Annotated in this window: 8 protein-coding genes; 1 reads left to right on the plus strand and 7 read right to left on the minus strand. The window is 62.7% G+C overall.

All coding sequences use genetic code 11. The features are described 5' to 3' along the window. Positions 1-41: 41 nt before the first annotated feature. The 7 genes from KA354_09510 to KA354_09540 form a co-directional block, all read right to left on the minus strand. Positions 42-1,022, minus strand: coding sequence for an aldo/keto reductase (locus KA354_09510; protein ID MBP7934867.1), 981 nt, complete (start codon positions 1,020-1,022; stop codon positions 42-44). Positions 1,023-1,394: 372 nt separating this feature from the next. Continuing rightward, a complete protein-coding gene (locus KA354_09515) occupies positions 1,395-5,102 on the minus strand; it encodes a hypothetical protein (protein MBP7934868.1) in 3,708 nt (1,235 codons plus the stop codon). Between the two features lie 339 nt (positions 5,103-5,441). Then, positions 5,442-6,338, minus strand: a complete 897-nt coding sequence (locus tag KA354_09520; protein MBP7934869.1) for a hypothetical protein — start codon at positions 6,336-6,338, stop codon at positions 5,442-5,444. 328 nt (positions 6,339-6,666) lie between these two features. After that, positions 6,667-9,291 (minus strand): hypothetical protein, encoded by a 2,625-nt coding sequence (locus KA354_09525; GenBank protein MBP7934870.1) that lies wholly within the window; start codon positions 9,289-9,291, stop codon positions 6,667-6,669. Between the two features lie 599 nt (positions 9,292-9,890). Beyond that, positions 9,891-10,721 (minus strand): hypothetical protein, encoded by an 831-nt coding sequence (locus KA354_09530; protein ID MBP7934871.1) that lies wholly within the window; start codon positions 10,719-10,721, stop codon positions 9,891-9,893. Positions 10,722-11,619: 898 nt separating this feature from the next. Further along, positions 11,620-12,339, minus strand: coding sequence for a hypothetical protein (locus KA354_09535; GenBank protein ID MBP7934872.1), 720 nt, complete (start codon positions 12,337-12,339; stop codon positions 11,620-11,622). Between the two features lie 1,450 nt (positions 12,340-13,789). Then, positions 13,790-14,497 carry a hypothetical protein gene (locus tag KA354_09540; protein ID MBP7934873.1) on the minus strand — a complete coding sequence of 236 codons (708 nt, stop codon included), beginning with the start codon at positions 14,495-14,497 and terminating at the stop codon, positions 13,790-13,792. Between the two features lie 1,310 nt (positions 14,498-15,807). On the opposite strand from KA354_09540, the gene KA354_09545 reads away from it, so the two are divergent. Then, entirely contained in the window at positions 15,808-17,100 is a 1,293-nt protein-coding gene (locus KA354_09545; GenBank protein MBP7934874.1) for a polysaccharide biosynthesis/export family protein, read from the plus strand. Positions 17,101-17,282 lie beyond the last annotated feature (182 nt).

A 17,282-nucleotide genomic window follows, 5' to 3' on the forward strand; every position in this document is an offset into this window, starting at 1 on the left:
GACGCTCCGGCCGGCGACGTCATCTCCCGAAGATATGCCCGTCACTTGCCGGCGTACCAGAAGCCCCTGCGCCAGTAGTGGGTGTGCAGTTTGCCCTCCAGTTCGTCGCTCATCCGGGGCTGATCGCTGACTCCGCAATTCAGCTCGGCCTGCCGGACGCTGCGGATACCTGGAATGACCGTGGACACGGCCGTGGGGTGGAGTGCGAACTTCAGAGCGGCGGTGGACAGGTCGGGCTCGGATGAACCGATGACCGCGCGGATTCGCTCGGTCCGGTGGACGGCCCGCTCAAGTCGGTCGCCCGCGAAGTACTTGTTGCGGAAGTCCCCCTGCTCGAACCTGGAGGCGGCGGTATGCTTGCCGGTCAGCACGCTCTCATCGAAGGGTACGCGGACGATCACACCCACACGGTTGCGGGCGGCATCGGGAAGGAACTCGGCTCGCGGTTCCTGCTCGAAGATGTTGTAGATGACCTGAACGCTGTCGAGATGACCGGCGCGCATGAGATCGATGAGCGAGTTCTGGTCATGCTCGGGTGTAGAGATGCCGATGGCGCGGAGTTTGCCCTCCTTGCGGAGCTTGTTAAGTACTTCGAGGGCTGCAGGTTCGCGGTTCCATGCGCGGGTCCAGGTATGAAGCTGGACCACATCGAGGCAGTCGGTCCTCAGATTACCAAGACTGAACTCCACCCTTTCGCGGAGATAGGCTTCCGGGAAACGATCTTCCATGCGGTCGTATGGGCTAGGCGGCCAGTCGCCTGGTTGCCGAGGTGGGATTTTGGTCGCGACGTAGATCCGCTCGCCCTTCCGGCTCTGAAGCACCTGGGCGATGACTCGCTCACTGCGCCCGTCGCCGTACGCCTGGGCAGTGTCGATGAAATTGCAGCCCAGGTCGAGGGCACGGTGAAGTGCTCTGGTGGAATCCTCGTCGCTCTGTGTGCCCCAGTGCGATCCAATGGCCCACGCGCCGAAGCCGATCTCGGAAACCTGCCAGCCGAGCCGTCCGAACGTCCGGTACCTCATGTCCGTCCTCCGTGCCCCCCGGATCGGCGGTCATTGTGCACGTTTTGCCTTGGGATGGCAACCTGACGAGAGGCGCTGGCGGAGGCTCGCGCCCAGTCGATGGGGACGCGATGCGGGGACGGTCGTACGCCGAGTCGGTGTCCTGTGTACGGACGTAGAAGCACCCTGCTCCACGCATCGCTCCCCTCCCTCAGCCTTCTGTTGGGCTTGGTCACGATGGGCGAACGCAGGGTGCATGCTTGACAAGACAGCACGTGTGCCCAGGGCAACCCTGGTTCCAGCGCTGTTCATCAGTCCCGGAAGCCAGACGACTTCACGGCCTCCGTGCTCTTGGTCGACGGAACCGGCCAAGAGCACGGGGCGCTGTTGGAATCAGGTGCCAGGCAGCGTATCGCAGCCGGGGGTAGCCGGCGTTTCACCGCTGAAGCACCACTGGTAGATGCCCAGATCGACCTGATCGACATCCTTATCGCCGTCGAAGTCGGCGATGCTGCAGGCTTCGGTAACCGGCACGGCGGGTCCGCCTGCACAAGGGAAGAACAGGGCGAAGTCGAGCCCATTCACATATCCGTCGAGGTTGAGATCCGGCCGGATCTGGCCCAGCCCGCGAATTCCCAGCCGATAGTTGAAGTCAACCTCATCCGCGGTGAGTGCCCCGTCATGGACGCGGACGACGGCCAAGCTGAGGATACCCATCTCGGCGGTCGTAAACAGGTCCATCGGATTGGCGCTCAGGTTCTGCACGGCCAGGTTGATATGGCCAGGGTGGGTCAGCATAGCGCCGCTGACCTCGGAGTTGACGCGCACGCCGTTGTCGTAGAGGACGGTCGTTCCTCCCTCGAGGGCGGGATCGTAGGTGTAGACCAAGTGATGCCACTCACCGAGGGTGGGAGAACCGCCGGCGTCGTTCCAGCCGATGTCTCCGTTGTCGCACCATCCGGCGACGGCACCCCATGTCCCATGATCACCGTAGCCGAAGGCCAGGTTGGAGCCGCACGGATTGCCGCCGCGATGGCCCCACGCGACCATGGTTTCGATGCACGTGCTGCACTCAATGAGGGGGTTGTACGCCCACACCTCGATCGAACGGCTTTGCAGCCCGAGGAGTACTGCAGGTGCCAGCGGGCCCTGGTAAGCCGAAGTACCGTTAAACGTCACGGCCTGCTCATCGGCGATGGTTTCCAGAACCGGCTGGTCAATCGCGGCGAAGTCGCCGAGGGACCCCTTATTGAGCCACACCGCCTGACCGGCGGTGGCGTCAGTCGCACTCAGATCGACGAGGAGAATGCCGGAGCCAGCCACTTTGCATCTGGCCTTTCCGGGCTCTGCGACGACGACAGTGAACTGTGCGGTGGTCAGGCCGCCGTAGGAGGCGGTCAGGATGGCCGTACCCAGGCCCACCGCAGTGATCTGCCCGTCGGCACTCACATCCACCACCCCGGCCGGCGAGACGGCGTAGGTCGTGCCGTACGAGGCGGCGCTGACGTCGCGTGTCCCGACCGGACCGAAGTCGGCCGTGACGGTGGCCTGTTGGCTCTGTCCGACCTGCATGATGTCATAGGTTGCCTTCAGATCGACTGATCCGGCGGCATACACGGTGACGTGCATCGTCGACAGCAGGCCCGTGGGACAGGCGGTGTCGGCCGAGAGGGTGAAGTCGGCCTCGCCCGCGCTGACCAGGGCGATCTCGAACGTCTGGGTGGTCTCACCGCCTGCCGAGAAGGTCAGGACGGCGGACCCGTTGCCTCCGGCCGGCTTGGCCACAGCTGGATCGCTGCTGGTGACGGTGACGGCCACAGCCTGACTCGCGTTGCAGGTCGCCGGGATGGTGACAGCAGCGGTCAGACCCGTATCCACCACTGCGGCGTTCATGGTCTGGGGCAGGATGGTCATGTGATCCGGCACGTAGGTCTGGATGCCGGCATTGTAGTTATGTACGACTTGCTCAAGAGTGAGCGTGCCCCCGTGGACGCGGACATTGGCGAGGCTGAGCATGCCCCACTCATCCATAAAGAAGTCCGACGGCGGATCAACCAGGTTCTGAGCACAGAGGTTAATCGTACCAAGGTGCGGGATCAACTGGTAGTTGGTGACCTCCGAGTTCATCCGCACACCGTTGTCATACACGGCGATGGTGCTGCTGTTGGAGGCCGCGTCGTAGCTGTAGGTATAGACCAAGTGGAGCCATTGATTGGTGGGCGGGGCCCCGGTGGGCTCGCTACCCCAGCCGATATCCGGGTCGCCCCACGCTGCCACGGCGCCCCAGTTCACATCGTTGCCGCAACCGAAGGACACGTTGGTGCCATTGGGACCGTTGCGATGGCCCCAGGTCACCATGCTCTCCATGTCGAAATCAACGGTGGGATTGTACATCCAGACCTCGACCGACCAACCCGAACCGGTTCGCAGGGCGTCTGGTGCTAGCGGCCCTTGATAGGCGTCGCCCATGACGCTGAAGGTCACTGCGGGCACACCCGCCACGACCTCGGTTTTCGGATTGCCGACAATCGCGAAATCACCGAGCAGGCCGGTGTTGTTCCAGACGGCCGTTCCGGCGGTCGGGTCGGTCGCTTTCAGGTCGACCAGCAGGATGCCCGGGCCGGCCACGGCGATCGAGGGTGCGGCTCCGACTGTGATGCTGACCGGCGAGGAGGTCACGCCGTCGTTCATCGCCGTGACTGTGGCACTACCCACGCCCACGGCCGTGATGAGCCCGTCGGCGCCGACCGTGAGCACTCCCGCGGGGTCGACGGCGTAGGTTGTCCCCTTAGCAGCCGAGGTGATATCGCGGGTGCCGACGGTGCCGAAGCTGCCGATCACTCTTGCCTGCTGGGTGCCGCCGACGGCCATGGTGTCATAGGTCACCTGAATCTCGGCGGATTCGATGGCATGAACGGTCACCGTCAAGGCGGCTCCTGGACCCGCAGGGCAAAGGCCACCCGACAGGGTGAAGTTGGCCTGGCCGGCAACGCCGCCGAACTCGATTGCGACTGGCTTGGTGGGCCCGTCCCCGACGGCGTAACTCACCACGGTCGAACCTGTGCTACCCGCCGGCTTGGCGACTGAGGGATTGTCGCTGGTGACGGTCACGTCGACGGGCTCGCTCTCGTTGCATGACGTTGGGATCACCAGACTCACGCCGATTTGAGGATCATACGGTGCCGCGTCGATCGTATCGGGATTCATCACCATGTACGAGCCGGGCGGCAGAGTGAACAGAAACTGGCTGGGAGTGAGAGCCTCGTCGCTGATGCGCACTTCATCGATATAGCCGTAGAACCGGTCCGTGTGGCCGCCGGCATACAGCCCGCGAGCAACTGACCAGGTGCCCGCCGTCCAGTCGCCGCCCGATCCGATTCCAGCGGTCAAGGCCGTGTTTGGGCTGCCGCTTGCAGTCATATCGGTCTGGGCGACCACGCTGTATCCAGCGCCGGCCGCTGCATCGTTGAGGTACAGTGTTAGGGTGCTGCCATCGCTGACCGCGGCCATGTGGTACCAGCGTCCGGCGGTGATTGCCCCGCCCGCCGAGATCGCCTCGTGCCAGACACCAGAAACGTCGGCGTACTTGATGGCGACCCCATAACCGGGGACAAGCTGGAAATACAGAGCCGCCAAGTTGCCATCATTTGACGTTGCCCCCCGGCTGTCACGCCCGACAATAGTTCTATAGGTGTCGGTGCCGGTAAGCTTGAAGGATCCCTCAATCGTGAAGGCCGCGGGAGTCATCGTCCGCATGGCCTCCGACCCGGTGAACAGACCGGGATAGTCGCCCGTATTCTGATTGCTGTAGCTATTGGTGGCTCCCGTCTGGGGGATCGTGCTCGCCGCCACGTCGGTGCGGTACGCGGAGCCGGCCCATGCCGCCGCCGTCCATGCCGACAAGGCGTTACCGTTGCCTGAGCTGTCGGCGACACCCGGGTCGAATACTCCGTCGCCCGTGGTATGGAGGACCATGGCGTCCGCCGGTCCTTCCTCGAATCGCCAGTAGGCAACCGTCGCGCCCATGGCGAGGGCCGACTGCCACACCAACACTCCAACTACCGCGCCGACGACAGACTGTCTTAGTCTTGAGATTTGCATCCCTCACCTCGTTTTCCCAAAGACAACAACTGATCCACGCGAAACCGAATCCACATGCCGACGTGCTCCCATGACCCGCGCATCCGCCTGTCCGGCGGAAGTCGACGACCGTCTTCAGACGCTGACCGAAGCCATCAGCGGTGGCAACCGCCGTCGAGAAACGAGCGTCGATGCGGGCCGTGGCCCATCCCAGAATCCGGGGTTCTCGACCCGTTCCCAGGAGCAGACACCCGCGGTTGGGCGTCACGCAGCAGGTCACTACCCGCATCGACACGTGTGTATGAGCTCTCAGAATACCGCCCGGGGTCCTCGCACCCCCCGGGCCGGCGACAGAGGCCGTTACTTCGATGCTCGCCTTCGTCCGAAAGCGAGGGCGCCGAAGAGGGCCAGAGCGATGAGCGAGCCGGGCTCTGGGGCGTACAGGAATTCGTTGACGCCCAAGGCCGAATCCGAGATGCGGACCTCGTCGATGAAGCCATAGGCCCGATCGCCGTGGCCACCGGCATACATACCGCGACCGACCGTCCAGGTGCCAGCCACCCAGTCACCGCCTGATCCCAGTCCTGCGGTTAGGGCGGTGTTGGTGCTGCCGCTGGTGGTCATGTCGGTCGAAACGAGCAGTTTGTAGCCGCCGCCGGCATCGACATCGTTCAGATAGAGGGACAGCTTCTGGCCGTCGCTGACCGCGGCCATGTGATACCAATGCCCCGCAGCGCTGTCCGGATACGCAAAGCCGGCGACCGCGCCGGCGGCCGAGATGGCTTCGTGCCAGAAGCCCTGGACGTCGCAGAACTTGACCGCGACGGCGTTATCCGGAATGATCTGGAAGTACAAGGCAGCCAAGTCACCATTGATGGTTGCCGTCCCCCGGCTGTCGCGCCCGATGATGGTGCGGTAGCCGCCGTTCTCCGGCATAAAGGATGCCTCTACGGTGAAGGCCGAAGGGGTCATGGTCCGCATCGATTCCGATCCGGTGAACATTCCGGGGTAGCCGCCGGTGTTCTGAACACTGAAGTTGTTGGCAGCGCCCGTCAGGCGGACGGTACTGGCGGCCACGTCGGTGCGATATGCCTCGCCAGCCCAGCCCTCGGCCGTCCATGCCGACAGGTCGTTGCCGTTGCCGGAGTGATCCACCACCGTCGGTTCGAAGACGCCGTTGCCGAGGGTATGGGCGACCATCGCGTCCGCCGGCCCTTCCTCAAACCGCCAATACGCGACGGTCCCTCCCACTGCCATACCTACTTGGCAGACCAGGACCGCGACCATCGCGCCCAAGATAAAGCGCCCAGTTTTTGACACTTGCATCTCTCACCTCGCACCAAAGGAAATGACTCTGAACACCTGTGGAATAGACATCCACACACGCACTTCCATGATACCGGATCGCCCCGTCCTGTCAAGTGGGAACAGAACCGGAAACACGGAGCGGGTCCTTGCCTGCCAGCCGCTCGTGTCGCGCCCCCCGGTGAATCAGAGCACGCCGATTGTCCCGCCTGCAGGGGCCGCCACGGGGCACCAGGGCGTCATCTGAGGGTCTCTGGGGCCTTTTCACGGTCGCCTGGGTTCACCGGGGCAGGACTTCAATCGCTTGTATAGTGGCCTCTGCCTTGTCTGTACCTTTGAAGTGAATATCGATTGTACCGTGAGCCGGGCGCACCTGGGGTACCGAAATCGTGTGGGCCCGGAAGGTGCCCCCGGCGGCCTTGGCCACGCTGAGCTCGTGCGTCACCTCCCGACCATTCACGGTGGCGGTCACCGTGTTCCCAAGGTTGGTGTCAGCCAGATGCAGAACCACCTCGTATTCGCCCGGCCCCACGGTCAGGTTGAGCCAGTAGTCCTTGCCGTGCAGGCCGTATCGGTAGATTTCGGGGTCGGCCGTGCCCGCGATGTGGATGCTTCGTCGGTTGACGAAGGAAGCTTTGAGGAAGGCGTCCACTCCGTGACCCGACCGAATGACATATTCCAGTCCCGGCCGCCAAGCATTCCCCTTCGAGTCCAGGTAGTCCTTGCGCCCCGTGTAGCCGAAGATCATGCGTTGCGGTCCGGTGGGTCCCTCACCCTCACCGAACGGAGCGGCGCCCTCCGCGACAGTGGACTGGATGGCGTCGATTCCCACCTCGGCGCCCTTGGATTGGGGGTTGCCCTTGCCAAGGGCAACGACATGGAGTGCATGCCGCCCACTGGTCAAGCCTCCGCGGGCGTACAACTCCTGGCGGTTCCTTGGCTCTGGGGTCCAGCAATCAACGAAGGTCAGCTGCTTGACACCATCGAGGTACACTTCGGCGAGCCCTCCTTTCGGGCCGGTCGCCCCGGTCAGGCGCACCTGATTACCCACGAAGGAGCACGTGGCGGTCGCGCCGGCGGATGTGGCGACGTGCAAGGTGGCGCTCCGGGCCTGGTCGTGTTTGACGGGCGTCCAACTGCCGTGGTATACAAGGCCATCATCTTCGAGCACTTCCTGGGCGTCATCGCCGGTGATCACGAGTTTCCTCAAGCCGTCGTGGCGGACATTCACGAGGCAGTCGCCGCTGGGCAGGGTGGTCAGAGTGTATCCGTTCTCATTGAGGTCATTCCGCTGACGGAGGATCTTGCCATCAGCCGTGATCTGGGCGGGCTTGAACGCCAGACGGAGCATATCAACGCACTTCGCGGGAGCGTCGAAAGTCGTGTAGTTGACAAGGCCCTTGTCATACACCACCGAGGTCACCACGGATCCGCAACGGACGATGTGGCTCTCCCGGGCGGGGGCAAAGATATCCGGCCGGCAAGCCATGGCCTTGAAGATCTGGCACATCGGCCAGGGATGGGCCAGGTTCAGCCACTCGGCGGCTGCAACGACGTTGCCTGTCAAGCCATCCTTAACGACACCCTCAATGGTGCTGTCGTAGGTAGCCATGAGGAGCATTCGCCGGCCGACCTCGCGCGCCCAATCATCGTCAGCCATTTCCCCATAGGCCAGGAACGTCGGGGCATAGGTGTACTGGTTATAGGACAGTGATGTTCCACAGCAGACAAACGACTCGGGAAACGCCCATGCTCCGCTGTACATGTCGCCTCGCGAGACGGGATCGGCACAGTTGCGGCTGAAGACCAGCGACAGGACGTTCCGAACATCGGTTCGCCAATTGGGGAAAGCGTCCGGATGGCTCAGGAAGTAGTCACACATCCAGACCACGCCGCCTGAGTACCAATCGCCCTCAACATCCCAGTAGTGCCGTCCCCAGGCCTCGTTATCTGTCCAGTGAGGCAGGACGTGTTCTGTGAGGAAGCGCCGGGCCGCATCACGAGCCCTGACGATCGAGCCATCCTTGCCTGTGTGCCCGCCATCAATCACAGCATCCAGGAATTCGCCGATCAGGGCCGTGCCCCCGGTGAGCTCATCCGACCAAAGCATGTGCTCGGGGCTCATGTAGCGGCTCCACGGCGGCAGATCCGGCCGGGTGAGATTGCACTTTTGGGCCAGCACATCGCCCCAGTGTCGGGCGGCCTGGAGGTAGCGTTCGTTGCCGGTCAGCTTGTATGCCCGGATCACCTCGATGCCCAGATAGGCACAGAGGTCGAGCTGATTGGGGACGTTCGGATCGGCCCTCTGGTAGCCGACGCCCTTGGTCGGCGTGCTGATCGGGAAGTGCGGCCAGGGATGGTCCGGTCCGGTCAGGCAGTGATCGAGGATGTAGTCAACGGTGAGCGGAACGTACACGAACGCCATGGGGTCACCGTTGTACTGATAGTAGGCGGTCAGCCCTTGGATAATGCTGTAGGCTCGCTGACTCAGGTCGCCGCACATCCACGGATCCGTCGGTGGAATCGAGATGGTTCCGTCTTCGGCAATGCTCCAGTGGGTGTTGTATACGATGTGCGGAGCCGCGATGACTGCCTTCCCGGCATCGGTCCAGGGATAGCGCTTGTAGATGTCGGCGGCGATCCTCAGACGTGCGTCGAGCTGGCCGTTCCGCCCTTGGTGCCAGGGGGCGATGACGCCGTTGCCGTCTTCGACGACCGAGTGAGCATAGTACTGCTTCAGCGCCTCGGCCGCCGGAGCCACAGCAGCATCCGTTAGCATCATGAATGCGCCGGCCAGCAAACCGCCCGCCGCGGCCCAGCGACTCCGCATTCGATTGTCCCGGCGCACTCTGGGCTCGAGACCCAGCACCTGCTTGCGGCGCCCCCTCGTCCTGCGACCGTCCATAGCTTCTCCTGATCGGATCGTGTTCCAGGCCAGCGAAAACGCGAATCGTGCCGCCAGCGCTCCTGCCGGCTCCAGCGCAAGGGCACCTCGACCTTGTGAATCAGCTCATACAAGGCAAGGGCCTCCTTGTCCACCCCCGCCTGCAAGACCCTTGCGACGATCGTGAGACGAGTGGCCTTGACCCGATAGCCTCTCACTCAGATCGTGTCCTTTCAAGCGTGTCGGGATGGGATCTTCCTCCACTCGCCCTGGCCGGACAGAAACAGCGTCAACTGAGCGTAGGATTTGGCTGGTCGTGCCGGGAGATTGCCGGGGACAAACTGTTAACACGATTCGTGGAGCCAGCCGGATTGACGGCCGAGGAAGGAACTCGGGCGGCGATCAGGACTGAGCCAGGCAGGGAACCTGTCACCGATCCCTTCCTCCGATCGCCACAGCTTCTGACGAGACCGGGACGGCACGCGAGGACGTCGGCAGCGTGAAGGGCAGGCGAGGGCTCGAGGACTTCAGGAAACGAACTGCCCCGGCTCGGACAGTTGATCCGGCCGGGGCAGTGTCTCATGTTTGACTGACCACCTCTCGCTTCGCGCGAATTGCGGTCATGCCATCCGTCGCTTGACCCATCCGACGAGGCCGAGACCCAGCATGCCGAGTCCGAGGGCTGCCGGAGCAGGAACGGGGGCCAGGTAGATCTGATCCTGAGCCTTGTAGGCAACGTCGCCGACATGGCTCACCCAATTGCCCTGGCTGTCCTGGGTCATTCGCCAGGTGTTGAGGACGCGCACATTGCCAATCGTCATCCAGTTCGCGGTGGTTGCCTCATTCACCCACGCCTGAGCAAGGGCCTGCTGTGTCGCGTTGAGCGTCACGTTCTGGAACGACTGCGTGAAATCAGCCCCGCCTTCTTGCTCCAGGGCCCAGATGACGCGCTGCAGCGCACCTGCAGTCTGGGCGCGATTCAGACCGTTGACCAGCGTGTTTGTGTAGGCGTATCCGTTGAGCACGCCCTTGGCGAACTGGGTGTACAGGTAGGCGGTCCGGGTATCCAGGTTGTCACCGTACAGCTTCCCACCGTTAATGGCATGTGAGCCCGAGCCTTCGGCGCCGACGACACCGGTCAACTCGTCGATGCTTGTCGTGCTCATCACGATATCCATCGGCGACTTGATGGTCTCACCGGCTTCGAGGCAGAATGACTGGAAGGACGGAGCGGTGCCCGCCTGATCCTTGACCGCGGAAGCGTAGGCACTGGTGTCGAGCGACAAGCCGGGTGCTATAGCGGCCTTACTGATGGTGAACTCACCACCGTTGCCGACGTACTTGCCGCTGACCCGGGTCCACACTGCTCGCCCGACGTAAATATCCGCCGAGGCGACTGCGGCCGCCAAACCGAATGACAAGAAGACCATTGACCATTTGAGCTTGTTCACTGCTTCTTCCTCCCCAGCGATTACTCGCTGCAAACCCGCGTATCGATGGTTTGCCGACACGCCTTGTTCACCAACCCACCCTTCCTGACGGGACAAGAGTCCCCGACGAAGGGACCTCCACACAATACGACACCCGGGCCGGATTTCCGGCCGATGCCGGATGCCATCTCATCATTGTTTTTGCTGCGTCGACCGAACGGTCTGCTACCCCCCCGGGCAGGCGACCATGAGGTGTTCCGCGTCATCTGAACGCGGTCCCCCGCGACTCAACATGTGGGATTGTACCCCCCACCGGTATCAGTTTCAAGATTCTAAAAGAAGTTTTATAAGGTCCTATACGCCATGTAGAAGTGCATTATCGGCCGGTCGCCGCGAGCCAGGCAACGAGGAGCAGCTACGTCGACCACGGCCTGGATCCTATCGGACCGAGGCCGGTCGCGCCCCATTGCTCGGTGTGGAGAAACGACCAGGTGGGCTCGGGTTATGGGCGGATAGGACCAAGGTGCCGGTTCGCGCGGGCACCGCCGGCCCCGCCGACGGGCTGGGCGATCGGGATCCCCGGAACTGCGTCAACGTGCTCTCCTGCTCGCCGAGCACGAGTTGTCGACCGGGGGGAGAACAAACGGAGCGACCGGGCGAAAAGCAACCACGGGCAGAGCACGCAGGCGGGTGGAAGAAGAACCACCCCGGCTGGCCCAGAAGACCCGCCGGGGTGGTTGTCACATCAATCGGGAAACAGCAGATTGTGGGGTTGCGACGAAGAAGTCTCCGGTCTTGGGCGGTCCGCCTTGGTTTAATCCGTCGCGGCGGGCGGCGTGTTGCCGCCTGGCCCGACGATGGTCAAGCCCGCCCGGTCGTGAACGTCGAAGACTGTTCCGACACGCCCCTCTCAGGACACTCAGGCCATCCGCCGCCTAACCCAGCCGACCAAGCCGAGGCCCAGCAGGCCGAGCGCAATCGCACCCGGAGCAGGAACGCAGACCAGCATGCTCTGGCGAAGATGCGTCCCATCCTGAGCGATCTTGTCGTAGTTGCTGCCCAGGTTGTCGACGTTGCCGTCGGCGGCGGTGTAGTAGAGGTTCATCACTTGAACCCGCGATCCGGCGTAGTCACCGCTGCCTACTGCTGCCAAGGCCGCTGCCTCCAGGGCTGCCGCCAGTCCGGACACCGAGCCGACTTCCTGCTCGATGTACCAGATAGCCGCCTGAAGAGCCTGCTCTGATGCCAGATTACCATTGGTATACGTATAAGCGCCGTAGGTCCCTGCGAGCAGACCGTTGGCGAACTGCTCATAGAGCCAAGCCGTCCGCACGTCGAGCGGGTCAGGATTCGGCCCGCCGCCGCCCAGCACCGCTTGGTTGCTCAGAGCGACTCGATAAATCCGCCCACTGCTGAAGTACTCGTTCTCTTCAAGGCAGAACGTCTTGAAGCTTGACCCGACAGGGCGCCCAAGAATCGGCGAACCCGGTTGAGCAGCCCAGCCGTTCGAGACCTGGGCGGCGAACGGTCCTTGTGATCCGTAAGGTGTAGTGACCTTGACGAACATGTCAGCCCACGCGCCCGAAGCGAGCAGGCCCACGATGGCCATGGCGGCCACAGCTTTAATCGTCGTTCTCATCGTTCTTCTCCTCTCGATTCCTCATTCTCCCTGCTATGCCCGAGGGCGACAGGGATACAGTCGTTTCTTCCGGTTTTTCTAACAGGGTGCACGACCCGCGCACCAGTGGGCCCCATTGCATCCGTACGACGGTGCTTGGGAGAGAGAAACGTTCAGGGAATCGAAGGAGGGCCACGAGGGACACAAATCGGGGCAAGATGCTGCGAAACAAAGCGACTGGGAAGTACCCAGGCGATTGGCGGCCTTGGCTGGTGATCTCGGAACGACGCAGCGACGGCGTCCATCACGAAGGCTGGTAATGCACTCCACCTGCCATCTGAGGAAACGTCAACATCGCAGCCAACCGGGGAGAGGCCGTAGCACCAGGCAGGGAAACCTCCGAACTGCAAGCCTCGAGCGGCTCGCAAGCCTCGAAGACTTGCCAGACCTGCCAAGCCCGTCAGGGCGAGGGCCGAGCTACTCGGTGGCGGCGGCAATTCAAGGACGCCGCCATCGGGGATTCCGCTGTCGCCCGGGGCATTAAGTCCCTCGGCGGTGGCTGGCGGACCCAACTCATCGGGAGAGTGCCGTCCTTCGCCAGATTGGTTTTCAGGACCAGAGCGACTCGGTGAACCGCCCGTCGAGAAGGCGTGACGCGAGATACGGGCCCACTCGGAGGGAATGAAAGGCCAACCGCGGGCGCTGGGCGCGGTCCCGTAAGCCGCCCCTCCCACCTGGAGGGTCGAGGCCGGTGAAGCGTGAGCGGTCAGAGCGAGAGCGACGACCACGTCGGCCTGGACGGCGGCAGCCCCCCACGTGAGCGCGCAAACGCAAGCGAGACAGAGTGTCCTGGCTTCTTTCACCGCACCCTCAAACATCATCCACGGGAGCTTAGGCCTGCTCCCCTCCAAAGGTGTCGCGGAAAACCTGAGTCCGGTACAGAGCTCGGGTCGTGATCCTGCAACACATTTCATTCTAGCAGACGCCGAACCGTCTGCCAAGCGCAAATTCAAGTTTCTCTGGCTTCGAGGTCGGCAAGCGATCCATTTGACCTCCAGGACTGGAGAAGACGATCTGCCGGGCCGCGGAAGACACTGCCGTCGGGGGTTGCTTCGGAAGTTATCCGGGCCCACCAGTGCAACCATGACGTCCACAACACACTGCGCCGTAAGGGGTTGCAGAAGACCCAGGATCTTACGTTCCCGATCAGTGAGGTTTTATCGGGCGCAACAGACGACCCATGCCCACGGGGCTACCCCGCAGGCACGGGTCGGATTCTAGACGGGCCGGTAATAGCGCCAGCCTACGTTGGCCTCCCAAGTCCGGAGTTCCTGAGAGCGAGCCGGTTGCTGAGTCGCCGCCCGAGTCCTGCGGCTCCCTTCAGGCTCGTCGCTCATATTCCCCGGTTCTGCATCTCCCCTCGGCACTTGGGGGGAGCATTCGTCGTGGCACCCAGGCCTACGACATGTCCTCACGCCATCCGCCGTCGGGCCCAGGCAATCAAGCCGAGGCCACACACGCCGAGGGCGATGGCGCCCGGGGCGGGCACACAGATCAGATGGCTCTGCACGTCATCAGCATACCATTTCTTCGTCTGCCAATCCTGGTGGAGCCTCCAAAGGTTGAGGACCCAAGCACAACCCGTGGAGTTGCCAGTACCGGCCGCGGCGATCGCCGCGTTCTTCAACATCGCGTTGCCGGTCACACCCTCGCCCTCGAGCTCCCAAATCGTGTCGCGGATGTCAATGTTCGTGTAAGGCGAGGAAACGGTCCCTTTGCCGATGTTGCCCTTGATGAACTCGCAATAGATCCACCCTGCGGCGGCCGACAATGGGTCACCTGAAGCCGTGGTCCCATTTGTGCCGGAGTAGGCAACACGATCGACGCTTGCATAGTATTTGTCGCCGGGATGGAAGGTCACACCTCCCTCGACACAGAACGTCTTGAATGAAGTCGTGCCCCACCCGGGCAAACTGCCATCCACTACGGTCACCGGATAGGGAGGGGTGCTTGGACCCCCACCTATCGAGACCTTGGCAACTGCCGTCAAATTGACGGTCACTCCCCCCGGTCCTGGCTGAGTCCATGTAAAGGGGATATCAGTCCAAGCGGCCACCGCCGGCGAGGCGAAGAGAGCCAAGCCGGCCAAAACGACCGCTGTCTTCAACAACCTTGTCATATGAGGTCTCCATTTGACCCTTTCGGGTCATGTGGCCCACAACTGGTCGATGTGGAGCCACCTCTTGTGACTCTGCTGCAACACTCAAATCTACGAAAAGGGGAAATCGACACGTTGCCGTGAGAGCGAAGATCCAGCCCCTGCTGAGCACGGGCCGATCCGCCCCAGAGTCAGGCTGGAGGACCGCGCGGAAGGACCGACAGGACAGCGCATTGAGACGTGATGCGACAACCGAAATTCCAAACGACTCGAACGCTTGGGCGCGCGGTCGTCAGGCATTGACTAGGTAACGCTCCCTGCAGCAGGATCCGAACGATCTGGGGTGTGTCCAGCGGACCATCCACGCTCTGCTGGAGAGACTGAACACTCAGCCATTCCGAGACGCCGCCGATGTGCCATTGCCGAGCGGAGCGGGCGACCTGCACCCCAGCCACGCCCAACAAGCCCGCGAGGGCCAGAGAGGCGCTGCCGGGAGGAGGCGGGGCTTCCCGTATGACTGAGCCCTGGCTGTCCTCCAGGCTGCCCAACTGCCCCCCCAGCCGAAGAGACTTGGCGACCTCTATAGGAGAACACGGAGAACCGCATAAGGCAGGGCTAGTCTGCAGGCGAACGAAGTCGAGGGCTCCGGCAGTGCCAAGCAGCGGCGAACTCGAGACTGAGGTTTCGTGGCGATTAGGGGCACTCGCAGGCGAAGCAGTGGCACGCTCGGAAGCGGCGCCACCTCGCGGGGCCATGTCGGCAATGGCCGTGCCAACGGCCAATGCCAAGGCAAGCGGAACCGATATGTGGATAGATCGCTTCATCGCCCGTCCACCTGGACGAAACACACCACGTCAGCCTTTTCCCCTCCTACTACCACCCCGGCCCACTGCGGATGGCCCGCGGACCGATAACTACACCTTTCCCCGTACTGCAAGATAGTTGCTGTGTATGGACTTGTCAACTGAAAAAAGCGCATCTATCGAGAAAAGGGCGCCCAAGATGCGTCCCCAGTTTCGGGAATCGAGGCTGACGTTATTCCGTCAGGCCGCACAATGTCCCACTGTCAAGACATCTGCGGGATGGATGGTCCCCTGATTCAGCGGTTCCTGATTTGGCTGCAACTTGTGCCCCTACAAAGGGTTTGGTCTCAGGAAGCTCGCTAAGAGGGCTGGTTTTGCCGGGGAGACTGCTGTCTCTGCTCCCCACAATCAACTGACTCACGAAAACAAGTACACCACCCCCACAACCGTGGTCGATAAATCGCTAGACGCGAGGGACCACGGATGGAATCCCTTTGCACATCGGGGCTTAGATGGATGGGTGGACTCATGCGTAGGTTGCAACGGTCGGCGATGTGGGTGGCGCGAAGACGGACCCCAGGGACTTGGCAGTACCTCGGGAGGGCCTGCGGTGAACTGAGCGCCTTGTCTGCCATGATCGTCTTTGGGCTGGCGTGCGTAGTGAACTCAGGCTGCCATGATGACCGGATCAGCGTCCACGAGTTCCTGGCCATGGAACAGGCACAGCCCGGCACGCAGGCCATTTCCGCTTCTGAACAGGCCATCGCTGCCAGCCAGCCGGCCAAGCCGGTGACGATACCAGGTCTGGAGCCCTGGGCCACTGGACCCTACACGGTGGGGCCGGATGACGTGTTGGCCATCACGGTGGCCGGTCTCGAGGCGGCCAGTCTCCCTCCGGCTTATCAGACCCGGGTTAACCAACAGGGCCAGATCAGGCTCCCGTCGATCGGTGCTGTCCCGGTGGCCGGTTTGACGCTTGACCAACTCGAAGCCCGCATACTGGAGAAGTACGCAGGCAAGATCCGCGACGCAGAGACGCAGATCACAGTTACGGCCGAGGTCAAGGTCTACGGCCCGATCAGCGTCACCGTATTTGGAGACCTTTACCGGGCGAGCAACGCGCAGTTCCAGCAAGTGGAGCTGCGTCATGACCGAGCCAGTGTTTTGCAGGCGATTCAGAGTGCCGGCGGCTTCCAGGAGTTTGGGGGGCGCGTCACGCTGATTCCGGCCAGGAACCCTGGTCAGCCGGTCCTGTTTGACCTCAGCAACCGAGCGGACCTGGTGCGAGCGGCGAAGCCTGGCACGATAGACCAAGCTGACCTGCTGATCGTCGACAACCGGCCGAACCAAGCGATCTACGTATACGGTCTCGTGAACATCCCGGGGCCGATCGCGATGCCGCGGGGCGCGACCATGTCCGTTCTTCAGACGATCGGTGCGGCCGGTGGTCCGCCGCTGGCGTTTGAGCCCAGGGAGGCCACGCTCATGCGCCGGAAATCTGCCGGCGAGGTCGTGCGGGTCAAGCTCAATCTCGACAAGATCAAGGAAGGCAAGGACCCGGACATCGCCTTGGCGGCGGGCGACGTTCTCGTCGTACCGCACAACGCGGCGACCCGTATCGAGGAGTACATCAACCGCGCGTTCCAGCCGAGAATTGGGGTGGGCATCGACACGACGTACAATCCGTGGACGCTGTACTATCTGAGGAAGAGCGCCGAAATCGGCGGGCAAAACGGCAACTACTTCAACTCGTTAACCAACCTGCTGCAAACCGGCGCCATCACGCCGTTGCCGACGGGAACGACGACGGCTGTGCCATAGCCCCGGGCGGTGTTGTTGCACCCGCTTAAAGGCACAATGCTCTGCCTTCAGGTGCAGATCCTGCGGAAGAGACGACCCGTCTTGGATAATGGGTGTGCTTATTCCGACGGGCCGGATCGGCGTGAGGTCCCGCTCGCGATAGCCTGACTTGCCCACTGGGGGGAGTCGTTCGCGGAGAGGTG

This window comes from Phycisphaerae bacterium, assembly GCA_018003015.1.
Taxonomy (GTDB): Bacteria; Planctomycetota; Phycisphaerae; order UBA1845; family PWPN01; genus JAGNEZ01.